At 67.2% G+C, this 17838-nt stretch carries 14 protein-coding genes; 5 read left to right on the forward strand and 9 right to left on the reverse strand.

Going from position 1 to position 17838, the window contains the following annotated elements; all coding sequences use genetic code 11:
• Positions 1-336 precede the first annotated feature (336 nt).
• Genes ACFP3H_RS07515 through ACFP3H_RS07525 form a run of 3 tightly spaced genes read right to left on the reverse strand, consistent with a single transcriptional unit; the run spans position 337 to position 6881 of the window.
• The gene (locus tag ACFP3H_RS07515; RefSeq protein WP_378601442.1) at positions 337-5853 is read right to left on the reverse strand and encodes a putative T7SS-secreted protein; all 5517 of its coding nucleotides are present in this window, start codon (positions 5851-5853) and stop codon (positions 337-339) included.
• A 3-nt stretch (positions 5854-5856) separates the two neighbouring features.
• Entirely contained in the window at positions 5857-6480 is a 624-nt protein-coding gene (locus ACFP3H_RS07520) for a hypothetical protein (RefSeq protein ID WP_378601445.1), read from the reverse strand.
• Positions 6480-6881: a hypothetical protein gene (locus tag ACFP3H_RS07525; protein WP_378601448.1), complete on the reverse strand. Its 402-nt coding sequence runs from the start codon at positions 6879-6881 to the stop codon at positions 6480-6482. The genes ACFP3H_RS07520 and ACFP3H_RS07525 overlap by 1 nt, the downstream gene beginning before the upstream one ends.
• Before the next feature lie 135 nt (positions 6882-7016).
• On the opposite strand from ACFP3H_RS07525, the gene ACFP3H_RS07530 reads away from it, so the two are divergent.
• From ACFP3H_RS07530 to ACFP3H_RS07550, 5 genes are all read left to right on the forward strand, one after another.
• Entirely contained in the window at positions 7017-7214 is a 198-nt protein-coding gene (locus ACFP3H_RS07530) for a hypothetical protein (RefSeq protein ID WP_378601451.1), read from the forward strand.
• Between the two features lie 67 nt (positions 7215-7281).
• Complete coding sequence (locus ACFP3H_RS07535) at positions 7282-7719, forward strand: anti-sigma factor (protein WP_378601454.1); 438 nt, start codon at positions 7282-7284, stop codon at positions 7717-7719.
• 99 nt (positions 7720-7818) lie between these two features.
• Positions 7819-8655, forward strand: coding sequence for an RNA polymerase sigma factor SigF (locus tag ACFP3H_RS07540; protein ID WP_378601457.1), 837 nt, complete (start codon positions 7819-7821; stop codon positions 8653-8655).
• A 130-nt stretch (positions 8656-8785) separates the two neighbouring features.
• Entirely contained in the window at positions 8786-9193 is a 408-nt protein-coding gene (locus ACFP3H_RS07545) for an STAS domain-containing protein (protein WP_378601459.1), read from the forward strand.
• A 75-nt stretch (positions 9194-9268) separates the two neighbouring features.
• A complete protein-coding gene (locus tag ACFP3H_RS07550; protein ID WP_378601461.1) occupies positions 9269-9697 on the forward strand; it encodes an ATP-binding protein in 429 nt (142 codons plus the stop codon).
• Here ACFP3H_RS07550 and ACFP3H_RS07555 read toward each other — a convergent pair.
• The 6 genes from ACFP3H_RS07555 to ACFP3H_RS07580 all read right to left on the reverse strand — a co-directional run bounded on the left by ACFP3H_RS07555 (position 9672) and on the right by ACFP3H_RS07580 (position 17753).
• Positions 9672-10658 (reverse strand): iron-containing redox enzyme family protein, encoded by a 987-nt coding sequence (locus tag ACFP3H_RS07555; RefSeq protein WP_378601463.1) that lies wholly within the window; start codon positions 10656-10658, stop codon positions 9672-9674. The genes ACFP3H_RS07550 and ACFP3H_RS07555 overlap by 26 nt on opposite strands.
• Complete coding sequence (locus ACFP3H_RS07560; RefSeq protein WP_378601465.1) at positions 10658-10960, reverse strand: CDGSH iron-sulfur domain-containing protein; 303 nt, start codon at positions 10958-10960, stop codon at positions 10658-10660. The genes ACFP3H_RS07555 and ACFP3H_RS07560 overlap by 1 nt, the downstream gene beginning before the upstream one ends.
• Positions 10917-11567, reverse strand: coding sequence for a HemK2/MTQ2 family protein methyltransferase (locus tag ACFP3H_RS07565; RefSeq protein ID WP_378601467.1), 651 nt, complete (start codon positions 11565-11567; stop codon positions 10917-10919). Before ACFP3H_RS07565 ends, ACFP3H_RS07560 begins: the two co-directional genes overlap by 44 nt.
• A 24-nt stretch (positions 11568-11591) precedes the next feature.
• Complete coding sequence (locus ACFP3H_RS07570; protein ID WP_378601470.1) at positions 11592-11882, reverse strand: hypothetical protein; 291 nt, start codon at positions 11880-11882, stop codon at positions 11592-11594.
• Between the two features lie 77 nt (positions 11883-11959).
• Complete coding sequence (locus tag ACFP3H_RS07575) at positions 11960-12148, reverse strand: hypothetical protein (RefSeq protein WP_378601472.1); 189 nt, start codon at positions 12146-12148, stop codon at positions 11960-11962.
• A gap of 142 nt (positions 12149-12290) precedes the next feature.
• Positions 12291-17753 (reverse strand): ATP-binding protein, encoded by a 5463-nt coding sequence (locus tag ACFP3H_RS07580; protein WP_378601474.1) that lies wholly within the window; start codon positions 17751-17753, stop codon positions 12291-12293.
• Between the last annotated feature and the right edge of the window lie 85 nt (positions 17754-17838).

A 17838-nucleotide genomic window follows, 5' to 3' on the forward strand; every position in this document is an offset into this window, starting at 1 on the left:
CACCATCGAGCTGAGGTCGATTCGGTCGGTCAACCTAACTGGGATCCAGTCCCGAATGTCGGCTCCGTTCCCTTGAAATGGAGAGGCTATTAGGAGGTCATCGGTGGCGGAAACGATCTGATGGCCGCGTACAACTTGCAACCATGCTCCAGTCAGAGAAACAGCGCTATCCGCGAACGGAACTGTAACATCAGGTGTCACAGCCGAACCCGCAATAAGGCGCCAAGTCTCATCGACTGTCGGTGCCGCGACAACTGGGTCGCTCGATCGGATGGAAAATCCAGCGCTCCGGATGCGATCCAGCCGCGCGTCTGACTGCTCCACTGTCGGTCCTCGCTACTCATAGAAGAAGTGGTGGTCTCCGCGGGGCTTATCCATCTTGCCATACCGCTCCAATGGGTCTGCGTTGCGAGTAAGATCCCAACCGAAGTTGACGTAGTTCCGACCTGGGTCACCTTTTGGCTGTCCCGCGTGGAAATGTGGCCCCTTCGGGTCGCCCGTATGTTCAACAACAACCCTTGAACCCATTCCATCAATCTCGAACTGCCGGAAAGTCCCCCAATGCGTCGGATCATTTGAGTACTGGTAACCGGGCACCCCATTGAGAGACCTATCCCCCGTCACCGACCACTGAAAATCGGGCGTCGTGCCATATGGCACGCCCGCGAGTTCGTATGCTGCGCGTTCGGCTGAGTCTCGGTCGGGAAATGGATTAGCATGGTCGCCTTGAGCGACATAATCGGGCTCTAGGCCGAGCGGGTCCGACCAGGCTGTTGGATTGCGCGGGTATGCACGTGGGTTCGGAGAGGGAGTCAGGCCCAGCGGGTCGGATGTCAGGTAGCGACCCGCGTCTGGGTCATACGCGCGGTAGTAGTTGTGATGTAACCCTGTCTCAACATCTTCGTACTGACCTGGATAGCGTAGTTGCGTGCCTTGGACGCCCACCCAAGTGGTGCGGCCCCATATTTGGTGGGTTGCGCCTGCAACCGGGGCCGCCGTGGCCGGATCTACCATTTCGATCGGAATTCCGGACAAGTCGACAACAATAGCCAGAACGGTCGATCCCGCATTGCGTTGCGCAGCCTGAGTTATCGGAACGTAAGTCCCCGGGAGGTAATTCCAGTGCAATGATTCGACATCATCCGTCTGCCCAATTAAATTTGAAGCATCGTAAATAAAATCCGTGCGCCCAATTTCAGTACCATTTTTGTTGTCAATTAGCTGCTTGCTGGTGCGACGCCCCATTGAATCGAAGCTGTATTTCCACCATCGACCGTCAGCCGTGTACACGTCGGTGAGTTGATCGAAGGCATTGTAGCGGTAGTGCCAGACATCCGGTTTGCGGGAGATTCGCGTGGTGACCTTGCGGATAAGACGGCCCGCTGGGTCGTAGTAGTAGTGGTTACGACCGTCTCGAACGAGGAGATTGTTGTGGTATTCGCGACCCTCCAATGATTCGGGAGGGGACGGTGTCGGCCGACGCACCTCAGCGCGGGCGGGAAGGCTGGCGGTGACGTTGGAAAGGGAGTCGTATTCGTAGGCTTCGGCGATCTGGTCGTTGCGGGTGATGGTGTTGACGCGACCGATGGGGTCGAGGTTGTAGGTGGCGCGGGAGGGCCCGGCTTCAGGTCGAGTGGTCGTGTGGTCGGTGAGATAACCGTCGGGGCGGTAGGTGTAGTCGTCGCGTCGGACCATGAACGGCGAGGGGCGGGCGGTTGGGGTATCGCCGAAGTCGAGGGAGAAGGTGGCGGCAGGAAAGCCCGTGACTTCCTGAGTCGCGATACTCCCGCCCGAGGTGAAAGCGCGATCAAACTGGACTTCGCCGATGCGCCAACTGGTTAGCCGTCCAGCGCGGTCATGGTTGAACGAGATGTCGGTTTCGCCGACGTCCATCGCCGTAACGTGGCCGAGCACGTTGTGACGCCAAGTGGTGACCGACCCAGCCGGGGTCGTCCGCTGGATTCGTCGACTGCGGTGATCGTAGTCGTTGACCATCGGCGGTTGGTCGTCAAGCTTTTGGGTCGCGACACGTCCCGTTGGGGTGTAGGTGAATTCCAGGGTGTGAGTGAGGGTTTCATCGATGCCGTTGATTGCAGTGAGGACGCGACCGGCAGGGTCGTGGGTGTAGGCCAGGTATTCGCCGGAGTCTGCGGTAACCGCGGTGAGGTTGCCGAGGATGTCGTAGCGGTGATGGCGGGTAATCCCGGTCGCGGGGGTGACGGTGAAAATGCGGCCGGTGACAGTGTGGGTGTAAGTGGTGGTGGCGCCGGTGTAATCAGTTTCCGAGATCAAACGGCCAACGAGGTCGTAGTCGTATGACCAGCGTTGACCGAGCGGGTTGATTACCGCGGTCAGGCGCCGTTCGGTGTCATACAGGTATCGGGTAGTCGAGCCGTCTGGCTCGGTTCGGGCGGCGACCTTGTCGAAACTGCCGTAGGTGTAGGTGGTGACGCCACCATTGCGGTTGGTCTGGGTGAGGAGGTTGTTTTCGCCGTCGTAGGTCCAGGATTCAGCGAAGCCGTCGGCGTCGACTCGACGGGCGGGTCGTCCTTCGGGGGTCCACTCGAATCGGGTGGTATGCCCGAGCGGGTCGGTCACTTCAGCTGGACGGCCGAACTGGTCTCGGCGGATGGTCGTAGTCGCACCGTAAGGGTCGGTCACTGTGACGGGCAGGCCGGCGGGATCGACTTCGACGTGGGTGACGGCACCGTCAGGATCACGGACTTCGGTGACGGCGCCGCAGGCGCCGTGGGTGTATTCGGTTCGCGCGCCTGCTGGGTCGGTGACCGCGACGAGGTTGCCTGCCTTGTCCCATACCCGAATCGCGGTCGTGCCATCGGGATTGGTGATCGTGGTGGGCCGGTTGCTGTAGGCGTATTCGATGCGGATGTCGCTGCCGTCGGGGCGCGTGATCGTCGCGACATCACCGTCTTCGGTGTACTGGTAGCGGGTGACCGCACCGTCGGGTTCGGTGACGGTGAGGGGTTTGCGTGCGCTGTTGTAGTCGATGTGGCGGTGACCGCCGTCGGCGTTGCGGAAGTCGCGCAGGCGGAGGTCGTTGTCGAAGCCGTACCCGGTGACGCCGCCGCGGGAATTGGTGAGACGGGTGAGGCGGCCGGTGCCGTTACCGAGTTCGAGGTATTCGAAGTCGGCGTTCATCACACCGTCGAGACCACGTTGGGCGATGACGCGCCCGGATTCGTCGTAGGTGTTGGCGACCCAGCTACCGTTGGAATCGGTCCACGACAGCATGCGTTGGTGCTCGTCGTAAGCGAAGCGGGTAGTGCCGCCGACGCCGTTGACCACGGTGGTCAGCTCGCCGTGCTCGTAGCCGAATTCACGGACGCGGGTGAGGGTTTCGAAGCCGTTCGCAACGCCGGCGACCGATATCGCGGTCACGCGGCAATTGGCCGAATCGAGCACAACCCGGTACCCACCGGAGTGGGTCACCTCGGTCGGGTCACCGTTGGTGTTGTAGTGGAACCTGATCCGGTTGTGATGGCGGTCGGTGATCGCCGAGATCGCGAAATTGCCCAGCAGCGTGTCCAGGCCGTCGAGGACTGGTTCGGGGGCGAAGTGCCACACCAGCTCCCGGTCAGGGTCCCAGAGCCGGTAGCCACCGACTTCAGTACGCGTCAGCTTCCACCGCTGACCGCCAGAAATCGGCTCGACTCCCACACCGACTTCGGCATGCGGGTAGGCCAACAACATTCCGTCTTCGAACACGACGGTCACACAGTCAGCTTCGACAACAACACGCATGTCGAGGGTGGCCGACCACGAGGGCCCGAACCAGCGACCGAATCGATAGTTCGAGTGGTGGGCCCGCTTCAGAGCCAGACGGAGGATGCCTGGCAGGTCGAGATCGGTGAGTGGTAGCAGGAATTCCCCGGTCGCGAGATTGACCGGATCGCCGCCCTCCTCAGTTTGATCCCGGGTGGAATCGGTTTCAGGTGGGTTCTTTTGGGCGGTGTCGCCGACGCTGTCCTGACCGTTGGCGCCGCTGTCGGTTTGGGCACGGGGTTCGGGTGCGTTGTTCTGGTCGGGGGTGGTGGGGTCGCCATCGTGGGCACCCGAGCTGGTCTTGTCTCCGTCAGGGTTGCCACTGTTGTCAGGGTCGGGTGTCGGCTTCCCGGATTCCGGGTCGGCCGGTCCGTTGCCACCGTCAGGGTTGGCGCTGTTGTCCGAGTCGGGTGCAGGTTTTCCGGATTCCGGGTCGGATGGTCCGTTGTCACCGTCGTGGTGGGTTGGTGTGCCGTCGTGGCGGTCAGGGGTGGAGTTATTCGGTGACGGTGAGTCCGAGCTCGGGCTGCCACCATCGGTCTCGGGGGCAGGCTTGCCCGCTGAGTCATCGGCACCGGTCGGCGACGGCGAGTTCTCCGGCGACTCCGGTGAACTGTTGGCCGGGGCCCCGGAATCGTCGTCAGGATTTCGTGGGGTCTCAGGAGCCGATTCAGGATTCGGGTTAGGAGAATCCGACCCAGTGCCGGCCGGGTTGGTCGGCGCAGAGTCTCCCCCTTGCCCATTCGTGCTGGCCGCCGGCGCGTCGGGTGTGGCGGCCGCCGGGTTCGGTGCGGGTGAATCACCAGCGGTTCCTGCGGGATTCGTGCCCGGCGACGAGGGACTATCCGGCACGCTCGCCGGCTGGGTAGGCGAGGTCGGGGCGCTGGGCGACTCAGGCGCGTTTCTGCCCGCGGCACCCCCGGCGTTCTCGAGAACGTTGCGCCCGGCATTACCTGCGCCGATGACATCATCGGCCCGATTCGCCACGGTAGCGGCAGCTTTCGCCGCGCCACCAGCTCCACCGGTGGCCAGCGTGGTCAGCGCGTCACCAGTCAGTGCCCCCAACGCCTCGGACGGATTGGCCTTGAACCCCGCGAGCATCGCCGACGCGGTCGCTTTCGGGTCCGCTGCCGCGAGCACCATCCCGGTGCCCATGTCCGACATCTTCGTCAAGTACTCGGCGGGGTGGGTCATGTTGTAGATATCGAGCGGGTTGATCGCCCGCACGAACTGCACTATCCCGGTCAACGAGGTCAACAACCCGGACATGAAGTTGACCTTCGCGTGCTCGATCGCCGCGCTCAGGTCTTCGAAATTGCTGCCCCACCGCGACAGGAAGGGTGGTTCGGTCGGTGCGGTCTCAGTCGCGGCGGTGATCGCCGCGACCGCGGAGTTGGCCGCGTTATCTCGTTGGGTACGAGCACCGTTGAGGATCGCACGGGCTTCGTTGCGGATGTCGGTCCAAGTATCGGTGAGGTTCTTGCCCTTACGCTGTTCATCGGTTTGGGCATTCCAGGCGTTCTTGCGGTCGCGCTCTTCGCGGTCAGCGGCTTCCCATTTCGCGATCGCGTCGGCGGCCTTGGTTTGGGCCGCGGTGACCTCGTGGTACCAGGCGTCCAACGCGGTCTTGGCTTTGCCCATCGCGTCAGCGCCGTCCCACCACAGCTTCGGCTGCTCGGCGAATTCTTCGTGAAACGCTGAGGACGCGTCACCGGACCAGTCCGAAACATCGATCTTGCGTAGCGCGTCACCGGTTTGATCGATCGCGGTCCCGATCGTGCCCAGATGTCCGGCGACCTCGGTGATCTTGGCAGGCTCACCCCGGATCAGTTCCTTCGGATCGGTGGTCTCACCGAGCTGTTTCTCGGGCAGCGCGCCACCGGTCGCGTCGACGATCTTGTCGCCGAGATCATCGAGCCAGCTCGACAACCCATCAGCCCCAACAGCTTTCGCTACCTTGGCCTCCGCGTCGAGGACGGTGTTGTAAGCCTGACCGACCTTCTCGGTCGCGGTTTCGAGCCCGTCTTCGATCTTGTCGCCGACACTGTTGATGAAGTCCCCGATACCCACGAACTATTTCCCCCCACGAGCAGCTTGCTGTGCTTGTTGAATCTCGGCAGCCTTCGCCGCGGCGCCCGTATCGGCCAGGAACATGTCACCGAGGCCAGATTGTTCGGGCACGTTATCGGAGGCCAAGTACTGTCCGACCTGGCCCAACATCGACACGTTGTCGCCCATATGTGAGAACGCGTCACCGAACGATTCCGCGCTGTACTCGGGCTGGCTGGCGGTGTTGAAGTTGCTGTTGTCCCAGACCTGACCCCAGTCCATGTTCTCGATCTCGGCCTTGCCCAGGTGCGGGTTGCCCGCCAGATGGGTGAACATCTGCTTGAACGTGTTCGAGAACTGCTCATCCATCTCGAAGTAGCGGCCCGCCGACAAATCCAAGATCTCGGCGATCTCGTTGCCCGACTGCACCAACGCCCGCACGCCCCACGACCAACGCTCAGCGAACGTCTCGAAACAGGTTTGAACGTTGGCCGTGCCGGCCTCCATCGCCGACATCGTCAACTGCGCGAACCCGCGACCCACCGCACCGGTCTCCCCGACACCGAGGGCGGAAAGCTCACTGATGATGCTGTTGATACCGGTCGCGGCCTGAGTCAGCAGAGCAGGGTCGACATTGAGATCCGACATCAGCCGTTGCCGCCACCGGTCGAGGGCTCCGCTGGCATCTTCGGCGGGAACGTCATCGGCGCCTCACCGAGCATGTCCACGGCCACGCCGGTCGGCTCCGGCAGATCTGCCGCCAACTCCCGCAACCGCCGCCCCAGAAACGTATGGAACCGGTAGGTCTGATCGGCCACGACACCGCGCGCGGTCATGAACCGCGCGTACTCCCGCACGCCGGTGAACGCACACAACCACGCCAGTCCCCCGGACTCGACTGTGAACACCCGGTCCTCGGGGCCGATCAACGGCACCAACAGCGCCGACGACTCGAACGCGGACGTCAGCTCGCTCGGCACCCCGAACCCGGCATAGAACGCCGCGATCTCCGACTTCAACCGTGCGGAATCGACATCAACCTCAGACATGTCCGCTGACACCCTCCCCTCGGACACCATTCCGTAGGCCACCATAGCGAACACGCCAACGGCGGTCCAAAGACGAGAATGAGGTGTCACATCGAACCGCCACGGTCCCCGTCCGAGGGAATCTGGATCCGCGTCATGGTGATGACGGTGTGGACTGCCGCCTTATCGGCCTGGCAAACAGCGATTCGGTTTCCGGTGACTGGGTACGCGGCCACTATGGAAATCCTGCTGATCGTGGCATTGATCGTGCTCGTGGTCTCCGTGGTGGTGATGCGCAAATCGCGCGGAAAGCGACCCGGCGAACCGGAATCCACGGGCAACGACCCGAAATGAGACCCGGGTGCGAGGACGCGCTGACCGGGTAATCTGCACTGCGACAGCGGTGGAACGAGGAGGTGACGTGCGAGCAGAGGACCGTGACGCCGCCCCCCGATCGACCACCGTCGGGTTCCAGGTACCCGCCGAACTCGACCAACTGTCCATGGTGCACGCCCTCGCCGAAACGGCCCTGCTCGTGCGTGGTTTCGCCCTCGACGAGGTGACCGACCTGTTGCTCGCGCTCGACGAGGTGGCCACGGCGCTGATGCTGATCGCGACGCCGAACTCGCAACTGGACTGCGCGTTCACCGGTGCCGACGGCGCGCTGGGCGCCCGGCTGCGGGTGCTGGCGAGCGAACCGGCCGCGCTCGACCAGAACTCCTTCGGCTGGCATGTGGTCGCCACCCTGACCGACGCGCTGCGCGCCGAATACGCCGAATTCGATCCGGCCCACGACGGCTATCCGACCGCCGTCGAATTCGGCTGGATCCGCCGTTTGCCCGGACCGACCGGTTCGTGACCTTGGGGGGCTAGCCTCGGAGACAGGGCTTAGCACCGGGTGCCGGTGGGTACCCCATTGTCACATCCGCAACCGCCCTCGGAAGCGAGGCATCCAGCGATGACATGGGAAGCAACGACAGCAGACGGCCGACAGACCCCACGACGGTCGCATTCCCGCGGTGACAGCTACGACAACATCGAGCCGTGGTTCGAGAAGCTGCGGGCGCTGCCGCCCGGCGACGAACATCACGACGCACTGCGCGGGCAGGTCATCGAACTGTGTCTGCCGCTGGCCGACCACATCGCGCGCAAGTTCAACGGTCGCGGTGAACAGTTCGACGACCTCGAGCAGACCGCGCGGGTGGGCCTGGTGCTCGCGGTCGACCGCTACGACGTCACCCGCGGCTCGTCGTTCCTGTCCTTCGCCATCCCGACCATCATGGGCGAAGTGCGCAGGCACTTCCGTGATCGCACCTGGGCGGTGCGCGTGCCGCGCCGGCTCAAGGAACTCCAGCTCAGGATCGGGCCCGCCACCGAGGAGCTGTCCCAGCGCCTCGGCAGGCTGCCCAACGCGCGCGAACTCGCCGACGAACTCGACGTGGACCTGATCGAGGTCACCCGCACGCTGGTCGCGGGCAACGGCTACCAGACCAACTCCCTCGACGGCGTCACCACCGACGGCCGCGACAACTCCACCCAGCCGATCACCGACACCCTGGGCGCGGACGAACCGTGCTACCAGCTCACCGAGGACGCGATGGCGGTGCGACCACTGATCGCCGCGCTGCCCGCCGAGGACCGGCAGGTGCTGATCATGCGCTTCTACGAGGCGCGGACCCAGAGCCAGATCGCCGAGCACCTCGGCGTCTCCCAGATGCAGGTCTCGCGGATTCTGTCGCGGACCCTGGCCTTCCTGCGCGAGCAGGCGCTGGCCGAACCGAGCCCCACCCCGTGACAGCGGCGGTGGGGCGTGCCAGAATTGTCCCAGGTTGAAACCTCCAGCCGATCCCGCTTCGCTCCCGTCGCGCGAGAAAACCCCGCAAAAACTGGTCCGAAGCGGAAAGTCCTGTCGCACAGGAGGTTTCATGTCTGTGGTCGTGGATCGTCGGCACACGAGTCGGCTGCGGTGGCATCGCGGCCACTGCGCGTCCGCCGCGACCGAGTCGACGCCCCGTGACCCAGGGCGCCCCGGCTGCTGGGTCCTGCGCGCCGACAGCGAACTCGACGCCGCCCGCATGCCCCGATTCCGCACCCTGCTCGACCGTGCGGTGCGTTCGGGCAGGCCGGTGATCGTGCTGGATCTGCGCGATACCGAGTTCTTGAGCATCCGGGTCGCGGCCCTGCTCGGCGCGGCGAAGACCACCGCGTGGGCCGACGGGGTCGAGATCCGGCTGCTGACCGGCACCCGTGAGGTGGAGCGCGCCCTGGATCTGGTGGGTGCGCGGCCGCTGTTCCGGTACTACCTGTCCCTCGACGAGGCCATGACGACCTGACGGTTTCGTACCCCCGAGTCCGGGTAAGCGCTGGAGGGAACCACTCCGGCGCCACCAGCTCGGGAGGAGGACATCGTGGATCCGAACGACCGGATCATCACGGACTCGACCCCGACGACGGCGGTCCAGGTCAGGGTCGACGCCGATCTCACCCAGATCGTCATGCTGCGGGCACTGACCGAGACGGTCGCGCTGATCGCGGGTTTCGATGTCGACGAGGTCGCCGATATGCGGGTGGCGCTGGACGAATCGGCGACCTGCCTGGTGCTCGGCGCCGTGCCGGGATCCTCGGTGCGCTGCGAGGTCCTCGCCGACGACTTCCGGATCACGGTCGCGGTCCACGGCGTGTGCGCCGACCCCGCCCCGATGGACACCGCCGGATTCGGCTGGCACGTGCTGCACTCGATCACCGACCACCTCGACACCACCCACGCCCCCTTCGACCGAACCCTCGGCGGCTACCCGGTAGCGGTCAGCTTCACCCAGATCCGACGGGTGCGCTGAGTTCGCGCAGGGAGCTGCGGCCGTTGTGCCAGCGGGTCAGGACGTGCTCGGCGAAGCGGTCTTCCAGTAGGTTCGTGGCCTGGATGCCGAAGACTATCGCGGCGGCCTGGTCCGGTTCGGTGGACAGTAGACCGGCGACCACGTCGCGGCGCAGTACCTGTTCGTGGACGGCGTCGGCTTCCACGTGTTCGGCGTAGAAGTGGGCGCACGCGGGGTGCGGGAGCAGGGTGGTGGTGAGGTCGACCAGGCGGCGTGAGGCCGGGGACGAGGTGATCTCGACGTCGGCGAAGTGGCCGACCAGGGCGCCGCGCAGGTTTCGGTGCAGGCCGAACAGCGACATCATGTCCACCAGGGCGAGCATGGGGGCGGGCACCACATCGAGGTAGTGCAGGTAGGAGGGGTCGAGGTCGGCGCCGGCCAGGAGGTCGGCGTAGAGCTGGGCGTGGACGCGCTCGCCGCGACCGCCGCCGTACTCGTCGAACTCGACGGCCACCAGCGACGCCTTGGGTTGGCCGCGCAGGCGCGGGATCACCCAGGCGTAGGGGTCGGCCTCGATGTGGTGATAGATCGAGCGGTGCGTGAAGTACTCGCGCAGCCGGTCAGGGGTGCCGTGCTCGGCCAGGAAACCGGCGATGCCGTCGGTGCCGGTGGTCGGTTCGAGCAGGCGGTCGAGTTCGGCCTGGACATCGTCGCCGCCGGGGACGTCGCCGCGCAGAGCGTCGAGGAACTGGTGTTCGAGATCGCGGCGCAGGCGCAGCAGCTCGGGATCCCACTCCCAGTTCTCGTCGACGCCGGCGAAACCCTGATAGTGCAATTCGTAGCAGGTGTGCAGGCTCAGCACGAGGTCTTCGCCGTAGGGATCGAGAGTCGGCGCGGTGGGAACCGCCGAACCCGGTGGGCGCGTGAGGGTTTCGACCAGGTCGGCGCTGAGTTCGCCGCGCGGGATCGGCAGTGTTCGCATCAGGTGCTCCTGCGACGGGGTCGGCGGCGATGGCTGGTATCGCACAGCGGGTAGGTGCTCGATCGGCGACACAGGCACAGCGCCACCACGAAACGGTCGCAGTGCAGGACCGTGCCGTCGGCGGTCACTAGATCGATCGGGCCGTCGATGAGCGCGGGGCCGTCCTCGGTGAGGACGACCCGACGCGGTTCGGGTCCGGTCGCGACAGTGGGGCCGGTCGCGTCGTCTCGGGACGGCGCGGGGCGGTCGACAGCGGATTCAGGCGGGGTCGGCGACGACGGGAGACTGTGTTCGGTCGACACGGATCACCACCAATTCCTCTTCGGTCTGGCCCGGCCGGATGAAGCCCTTCGCGGCCAACCAGCCCGCGCGCGAGCGCATGACCGGGCCGAACGGCACGGTCCCCTCGGCGACCACGCGGGCGTGCACGCCGAACTCCCGGAGCTGGTCCAGGCTGCGCTGGGTGCCGCTGACGGCCGAGTGCACGATCAGGCCGACGCCGTGGTCGGTGAGCAGATCGGGCAGGGTCGCGCACAGCCGGTCGAGCACGCTGCGCCCGTCGGGGCCCGCGTCCCAGGCCAGTGCGGCGCCGCGCGCGCCGGGTTCGGCGGCGGGGACATAGGGCGGATTGGCCAGGACCACGTCGAAGCGCGGCAGCCGACGGGCCGAGGCGAAGTCGCCGTGCAACAGTTCGACGGCGATCCCGCGCAATCGGCAGTTCATCCACGTCGACATCAACGCCGATCGGGACAGGTCGACCGCGGTCAGACTGCCCGCGCCCGCCGCCGCGGCGGCCAGGGTCAACGCCCCGGTCCCCGCGCACACATCCAGCACCCGCCCACCACGCAGGCCGGGGACATCACGCAACGTACGGGCCAGCAGCCAGGTATCGGCCTGCGGTCGGTACACGCGGGGAGCCCGCAGGACGACCACTCAGTGGCCTCGCGGTTCGGTCAGGCCCAGATTCTCGCCGGCCTTGACTCGACGGTGTTCGAGCACCACCAGGGCCGCGCCGCCGACCAGGCTCACCACACACGCCACCCCCGCGATCACCGCCCAGCCCGCGTAGCCGTATCCGGCGGCGGTCAAGGTGAGGGCGAACAGCACCAGGCCCACCGCGACCAGGGCCAGTCCCGGCACATTGCGGCCGTCCCTGATCGACTCCCCCGCGTGGCTGCGGGTGGTTCTCGCGTCGTCGGGGAACTGCTTCTCCGTCTGGTTCATCACGCACGCTCCTCTCCGAAGGGCGAGGTCGCCCTGTGCTGGAGATGCCCACGAATCGGCGAACCAATCAGCGCGGCCTACGCGGCGGGGTACACCTCGGTGGGCACGCTGGTGGCCGCGGCCCAGTGCATCAGGCAGTCGCGGGTGTCGAAGTGGCGCACCTCGCCGTCGCCGAGATCGACGGTGATCCACCGGTTGGTGACGTCGTGGTCCACCCGCTGCCAGCTGTCGCAACCGTCCCGGTCACAGTGTCGGGCCAAGGCCATGAGAACGCTCCTACTTCGCTACGAGGCACCCATGGTATTCGGTCCCCCATCTGGTCGGGACCACCGCCGTGAACTGGGGCGAAAAACACACCGGCCGGACTCGGAGGTGATTCCGAGTCCGGCCGGGCGCGTCGTGCGGGTCCTAGGCGGGCAGGCGCGCCTCGATGGCCGCGATGATGCGCGGGCGCAGGTCGGCGACGCTGACGATGGCGTCGACCGAGCCGACCTCGACCGCGCGCTGGATGTTGTGGACGCGGTCGAACTCCGCGGCCACCTCGCCCAGCTTCTCGGCGCGGACCGAGGAGCGGGTCTCGTCGAGTTCGGCGGTCAGGCTCGCCCGATCCGTGCCGACGGCGTCGGCGGCGCGGGTCTCGAGATCGCGCACGCGCGGGTCGCGGGCGGTGCGGGCGTTGACCTCACCGGCGAACACGACCGCGGCGGCGGGAGCGCCACCGAGCACCGAGGCGAACGAGCCCTCGAGCGCGAGCACGGTCATGTTCGGGTTGAGCGCCTTGGAGAACACCACGAACGCACCGCCGTGGTAGCGCGAGATCACGCAGAACACGATCGGGCCCTCGAAGTTCACGATGGCGCGACCGATCTCGGCGCCGTACTCGAGTTGCAGCTTGCGCATCGATTCCGGGGAACCGTCGAAGCCCGACAGGTTCGCCAGCACCACCAGCGGACGGTTCCCGCTGGCGGCGTTGATGGCGCGGGCGGCCTTCTTCGACGAGCGCGGGAACAGGGTGCCCGCGGTGTAGGTGTCGGGGCCGTCGGTGGACGGGAAACCGCGCCGCGCCACATTGCGCGACTCGATTCCCAACAGGCACACCGGGATTCCGCCCAGGTGCGCGTCGTGCACCACCGCGGTCTCCGCGTCGGCCATGCCCGCCCAGCGTTCCAGCACCGGGTGGTCCTGGTCGGCGAGCGCGCGCATCACGGTGCGAATGTCGAAGGGCTTCTTGCGATCCGGGTTCGCGGCCGCGGAGAAGATCTCGCCGACGGTGGCGAAGGTGCTGTCGGCCAACGTGTGCGGGAACGAGGAGATGTCGCGGTCGGTCGGGTCGACGGTCTCCGCGCGCCGGGGCGCGAGTTCGCCGGGGGCCACGTAGGTGTGGTCGTAGTGGGTCATCAGCACGTCGCGCGCGGCGAGCAGGTTCGGGGCCCAGTACTGGGCTTGACCGTTGGGGCCCATCACGCGGTCGTAGCCGCCGATGCCGAAGTTGTCCTCGGCCGAGACGCCGCCGGAGAAGTCCAGCGACTGCTTGCCGGTGAGCACCATGGCCGAATCCGGAGTCATCACCAGCACGCCCTTGGTGTGCATGAGCATGGTGGCCTCGGCGTTCCAGTACGGCTGGGCGCCGACGTTGATGCCGGCGACGACGATGTTGATCTCGCCGCCGTCCTGGGTGAATTCGACGATGCGCTTGAGCGCGGCCGCGACCCAGTCCATGTTCTCGGTGCCCGAGGCCATCGAGATCCGCGCGCCCGAGGACAGCGCGTACCACTCGAGCGGCACCCGCAGGCTCTGCGCCAGATCCAGCGCCGCGATCACCCGACGGCACTCCGGCTCCGAGAGCGCGCCGAGCGACTTGGTCGGATCGCCGAGCAGCAGCACACGGGTGACACCCTGCGGGTGACGCACGGTCGGGGTGGTCACGACACCGGCGACGATGGCCGCGCTGTTGTGACCCTTGGGCCGCTCGACCGGGACCAGCGTGTGCTCGGCGTCGAGGTCGTACTCGGCGAATTCGCCCAGCTGCGCGGTCAATTCGTACGGGTAGACCGTGTTGCGGGCCGCGGCGCGCAGCACCTTCTGCCGGTACTCGTCGAGCGGTTCGACGGGGTCGTCGGTGCGTTCGCCGACGGTGACGTCGGAGCCGCCGTCGGGCCGGAACGAGATCCGCACGCCGACCTTGGTCAGCTCGCCGGTCGCCGCGTCGCGCTGACGGGCAATGAGCAGGATCTCCTCGAGCCCGGCGCCCGCGGCCGTGGGCAGCACGTGCCCGCCGATGGTCTCGAGCTCGGCGCGGGTGACGTCCATCGGCGGCCAGATGAACATCACGATGCGGTTGGTGTTGAGCCGCTTGGCCGAGGGCAGCCGCAGTTGGGCGCGCCGGATGGAGTCGACGCAGGTGGCGATGGCGCTCTCGGCGGTGGGCAGGGCCACCAGGCGGCCGTCGTGGTCGCGCAGGGCCGCGAGGTCACGGACCTGGGCGAAGGCGATCAGGCGATCGTCGGTGGGGTTCTCCTTGGCCACGGCGCGGAAGAGGTAGACCTCCTCGTCCGAGGACGGCAGGCGGGTCAGGTCGAACTTGCGCAACCGTTCCAGCTGCATCCGCTGCGCGATGTAGGGGTGCAGGCCGCGGATCAGACGTTCCTCGGCCATACCGGTAGCCGAGGGCCGGAAGGTGAAGTGGTGGTGCATGATCGAGCCGCCGCTGCCCGCGACGGTGGCGGTGATCCGGTGCACCTGGGCGGGCACGGGATGGGCGCGCAGCACCTGTTCCAGCGCGACGCCCATCGCGTCGAAGTCCTCGGGCTGCGATTCCCAGCTGAGATAGAGGTCGGCGTCGATAGAGGTTGCGTCGGTGGCCAATTCGGCCAGACCCGCGAGCGCGGTGCCGAGGTTGTCGAAGCTCACCGCGGTCGAGACGACCAGCGAACCATAGCGCTGGGCGACGACGAAGGTGGTGTCGCCGATCTGTTCGGTGCGGACCTCGGCCAGGCCCTTGTTGCCGTAGTAGCGGCGGGTGAGCACCTCGAGCAGCGGGGTGTGGTCGGACTTGTCGCGCTCGAGCCGCTGGCCGAGCAGCCGCACCAGCGGTTCGGTGCTGCGCACCATCTCCGCGATCCTGGTGCCGCGATCCTCGGTCTGCGGGTTGGCGTCGAGGTAGCTCAGGTGCTTGCGCACGGTGGTGTACACGCGGGCGCGGTTGCGGCGCAGCAGCGGCTGGCCGTACCAGCCGTAGACCAGGCCGCGCGCGAGATCGGCGATCACCGGGAAACGCACCTGGGTGGCCGCGACGAGTCGCTCGAGGGCCAGGCCGACGGGCTCGAGCAGCACCTGATCGGGCATCGGCTCGGTCAGCCACTCGCGCAGCAGCGCGGTGATGACGGCGACGGTGTCGGTGGGGCGCTGCTGGGCGAGGAAGATCCGGAAGACCGCCGCCTCGAGATCGGGCGAACGGTCCAGCTCGGTCACGCCGTAGTGGGCCAGGGCCGCGCTCAGCTTGGCCTGGTAGGACTCCGGCACACCGGCCCGTTCCACGTCCAGGCTCTGCAGGTAGGTGTGGAAGTACTCGCGGGCACTGTGCACGTGGCTCTGGCCGTGGTCGTCCTCGGCGGAGCGGTTGTGGCTCAGTTCGGCGAGGTCGGCGAAGACCTGCACCAGCTCGAGTTCCTCGCCGAGCGGGCGGCGGTTGTCGGCGACGGCGGCGCGGCGGGCGGTGAGGTAGTCACCGAGCACGCGGCGGTCGTCGTGCGGGTCGACATCGAAGCCGAGCAGCAGGCTGCGCAGATCCTGCAGGCCGCGCGCCACGCGTTCGTGGGCGTGCACGGTGGTCGCCTCGGCGGGCAGGTCCAGTTCGACCGTGCCGGTGGCGGCGGCCTCGACCGCGTCGTCGTCCTCGGCCAGCGGCTCGAGGCGCAGCAGCGGGGCGCCGGCTTCGACCTGGGTGCCGACGGAGACCGCGCATTCCTTCAACCGGGCCCGGAACGGCGCGCGCAGCACCGTCTCCATCTTCATGCTCTCGAGCACGAGCACCGGCGCACCGGCCTCGACCTCGGCGCCGACCTCGAGCGGGGTGCCGACGACCAGCGCGGGCGCGGGCGAACGGACGACGCCGCCCTCGTCGCGGCTGATCCGGTGGGTGACCCCGTCGACATCGACGACGTGGGTGGGGCCGTGGGTACCGGTGATCAGCCGGTAGCGGGTGCCGTTGACGATGATCTGGCCGGTGTGGTCGTCGAAGCGCTCGAGATCCACGTCGGCGGTGCGCAGGTCGGCGCCTGCTTCGATGCCGACCCGGAAGCGGTGCGCGCCGATCCGGGCGACCCGCACGCGATAGCTGCCGCCGCGCAGTTTCAGATCCAGCGGGCGTCCCGATTCGTGCTGCACCTGCGGGCGACCACCGGAGGCGGTCGAGAGCAGCCGGTGCCGTTCGACGCGCTCGTCCTCCTCGTAGGCGTCGATCGCGGCGACGGCCAGCGCGACGCTCGAGTGCCGGTGGGTGACCAGGCGGCCCTCGCCGCGCACGCGGTCGATCCAGCCGGTGTCGGCGCTGGCGTCGATGACCTCGGGCTGGTCGAGCAGGTCGAGCACGAAGCTCTTGTTGGTGGCGCCGCCCTCGATGACCACGCGGGTCTGGGCCATCGCGCGACGCAGTCGGCCGAGTGCCTCGTCGCGGTCGCGGCCGTAGGCGATGATCTTGGCGATCATGGAGTCGAAGTCGGCCGGGATGGTGTCGCCCTGGCTCACGCCGGTGTCGACGCGGATGCCGGGGCCCGCGGGCAGGTCCAGGCGCACGATGCGGCCCGGGGCGGGCGCGAAGTCGCGGTCGGGGTCCTCGGCGTTGAGGCGGGCCTCGATGGCGTGGCCGCGCTCGGCCGGCGGCTCGCCCTCGAGCTTGATGCCCGAGGCCACCCGCAGCTGCGCGTGCACGAGGTCGAAACCGGTGGTGAGCTCGGTGATGGGGTGCTCGACCTGCAGGCGGGTGTTGACCTCGAGGAAGGCGAACAGCTGGTCACCGGGGTGGTAGAGGAATTCGACGGTGGCCGCGCCGCAGTAGCCGACCGCGACGGCCAGGCGCTCGGCCGAAGCCTTGAGCTCGGCGGTCTGCGCGGGGCTGAGCACGGGCGAGGAGGATTCCTCGATCACCTTCTGGTTGCGGCGCTGCACCGAGCAGTCGCGCACGCCCAGGGCCCACGCGGTGCCCTGCCCGTCGGCGATGACCTGCACCTCGACGTGGCGCGCGCCGGTGACCAGGCGTTCGAGGAACACCACACCGCTGCCGAAGGCGCGGGCGGCTTCCTGCTTGGTGCGCTCGTAGGCGTCGACCAGTTCGGATTCGTCGGTGATCACGCGGATACCGCGACCGCCGCCGCCTGCGGTGGCCTTGAGCATCAGCGGGTAGCCGATCCCGGTGGCCGCCTCGATGGCGTCCTCGACGGTGTCGACCGCGCCGCGGCTCCACGGGGCGACCGGCACGCCGACTTCCTCGGCGATCAGCTTGGCGCCGATCTTGTCACCGAGCTTGCGCATGGCGTCGGCGCTGGGGCCGACGAAGGTGACCCCGATGTGGTCGCAGAGTTCGGCGAAGGCGGGATCCTCGGCGACGAAGCCCCAGCCGACCCACGCGGCGTCGGCCCCGGTGGCGACGAGCGCCTGCTCGAGGGCCTTGAGGTCGAGGTAGGGGCGGGCCGAGGCGGGACCGAGGTCGTAGGCGATGTCGGCTTCGCGCACGAAGGTGGCGTTGCGGTCGACGTCGGTGTAGAGCGCGACGGTTTCGATTCCTAGCCCGGTCGCCGCCGCCAGATCACGGACGGCGTGGATGAGGCGCATGGCGGCCTCGCCCCGATTCACGATGGCGATACGGCTGAACACTCGCCGAACTCCTTCCTATTACCCAGGACATCGTCCTGCGGGTGAGGTTTGCAACTCCCGGTCCGTGCGCAGTCTGCACCCCCGT

Origin of the sequence: Nocardia lasii (assembly GCF_042658545.1) — a bacterium.
GTDB classification, from domain to species: Bacteria; Actinomycetota; Actinomycetes; order Mycobacteriales; family Mycobacteriaceae; genus Nocardia; species Nocardia lasii.

Excerpts from the sequence above, each read along its gene's own strand:
- ACFP3H_RS07520 (WP_378601445.1), bottom strand. The coding sequence starts at position 6,480 with ATGTCGGATCTCAATGTCGACCCTGCTCTGCTGACTCAGGCCGCGACC.
- ACFP3H_RS07525 (WP_378601448.1), bottom strand. The coding sequence starts at position 6,881 with ATGTCTGAGGTTGATGTCGATTCCGCACGGTTGAAGTCGGAGATCGCG.
- ACFP3H_RS07530 (WP_378601451.1), top strand. The coding sequence starts at position 7,017 with ATGGTGATGACGGTGTGGACTGCCGCCTTATCGGCCTGGCAAACAGCG.
- ACFP3H_RS07540 (WP_378601457.1), top strand. The coding sequence starts at position 7,819 with ATGACATGGGAAGCAACGACAGCAGACGGCCGACAGACCCCACGACGG.
- ACFP3H_RS07545 (WP_378601459.1), top strand. The coding sequence starts at position 8,786 with ATGTCTGTGGTCGTGGATCGTCGGCACACGAGTCGGCTGCGGTGGCAT.
- ACFP3H_RS07555 (WP_378601463.1), bottom strand. The coding sequence starts at position 10,658 with ATGCGAACACTGCCGATCCCGCGCGGCGAACTCAGCGCCGACCTGGTC.
- ACFP3H_RS07570 (WP_378601470.1), bottom strand. The coding sequence starts at position 11,882 with ATGAACCAGACGGAGAAGCAGTTCCCCGACGACGCGAGAACCACCCGC.
- ACFP3H_RS07575 (WP_378601472.1), bottom strand. The coding sequence starts at position 12,148 with ATGGCCTTGGCCCGACACTGTGACCGGGACGGTTGCGACAGCTGGCAG.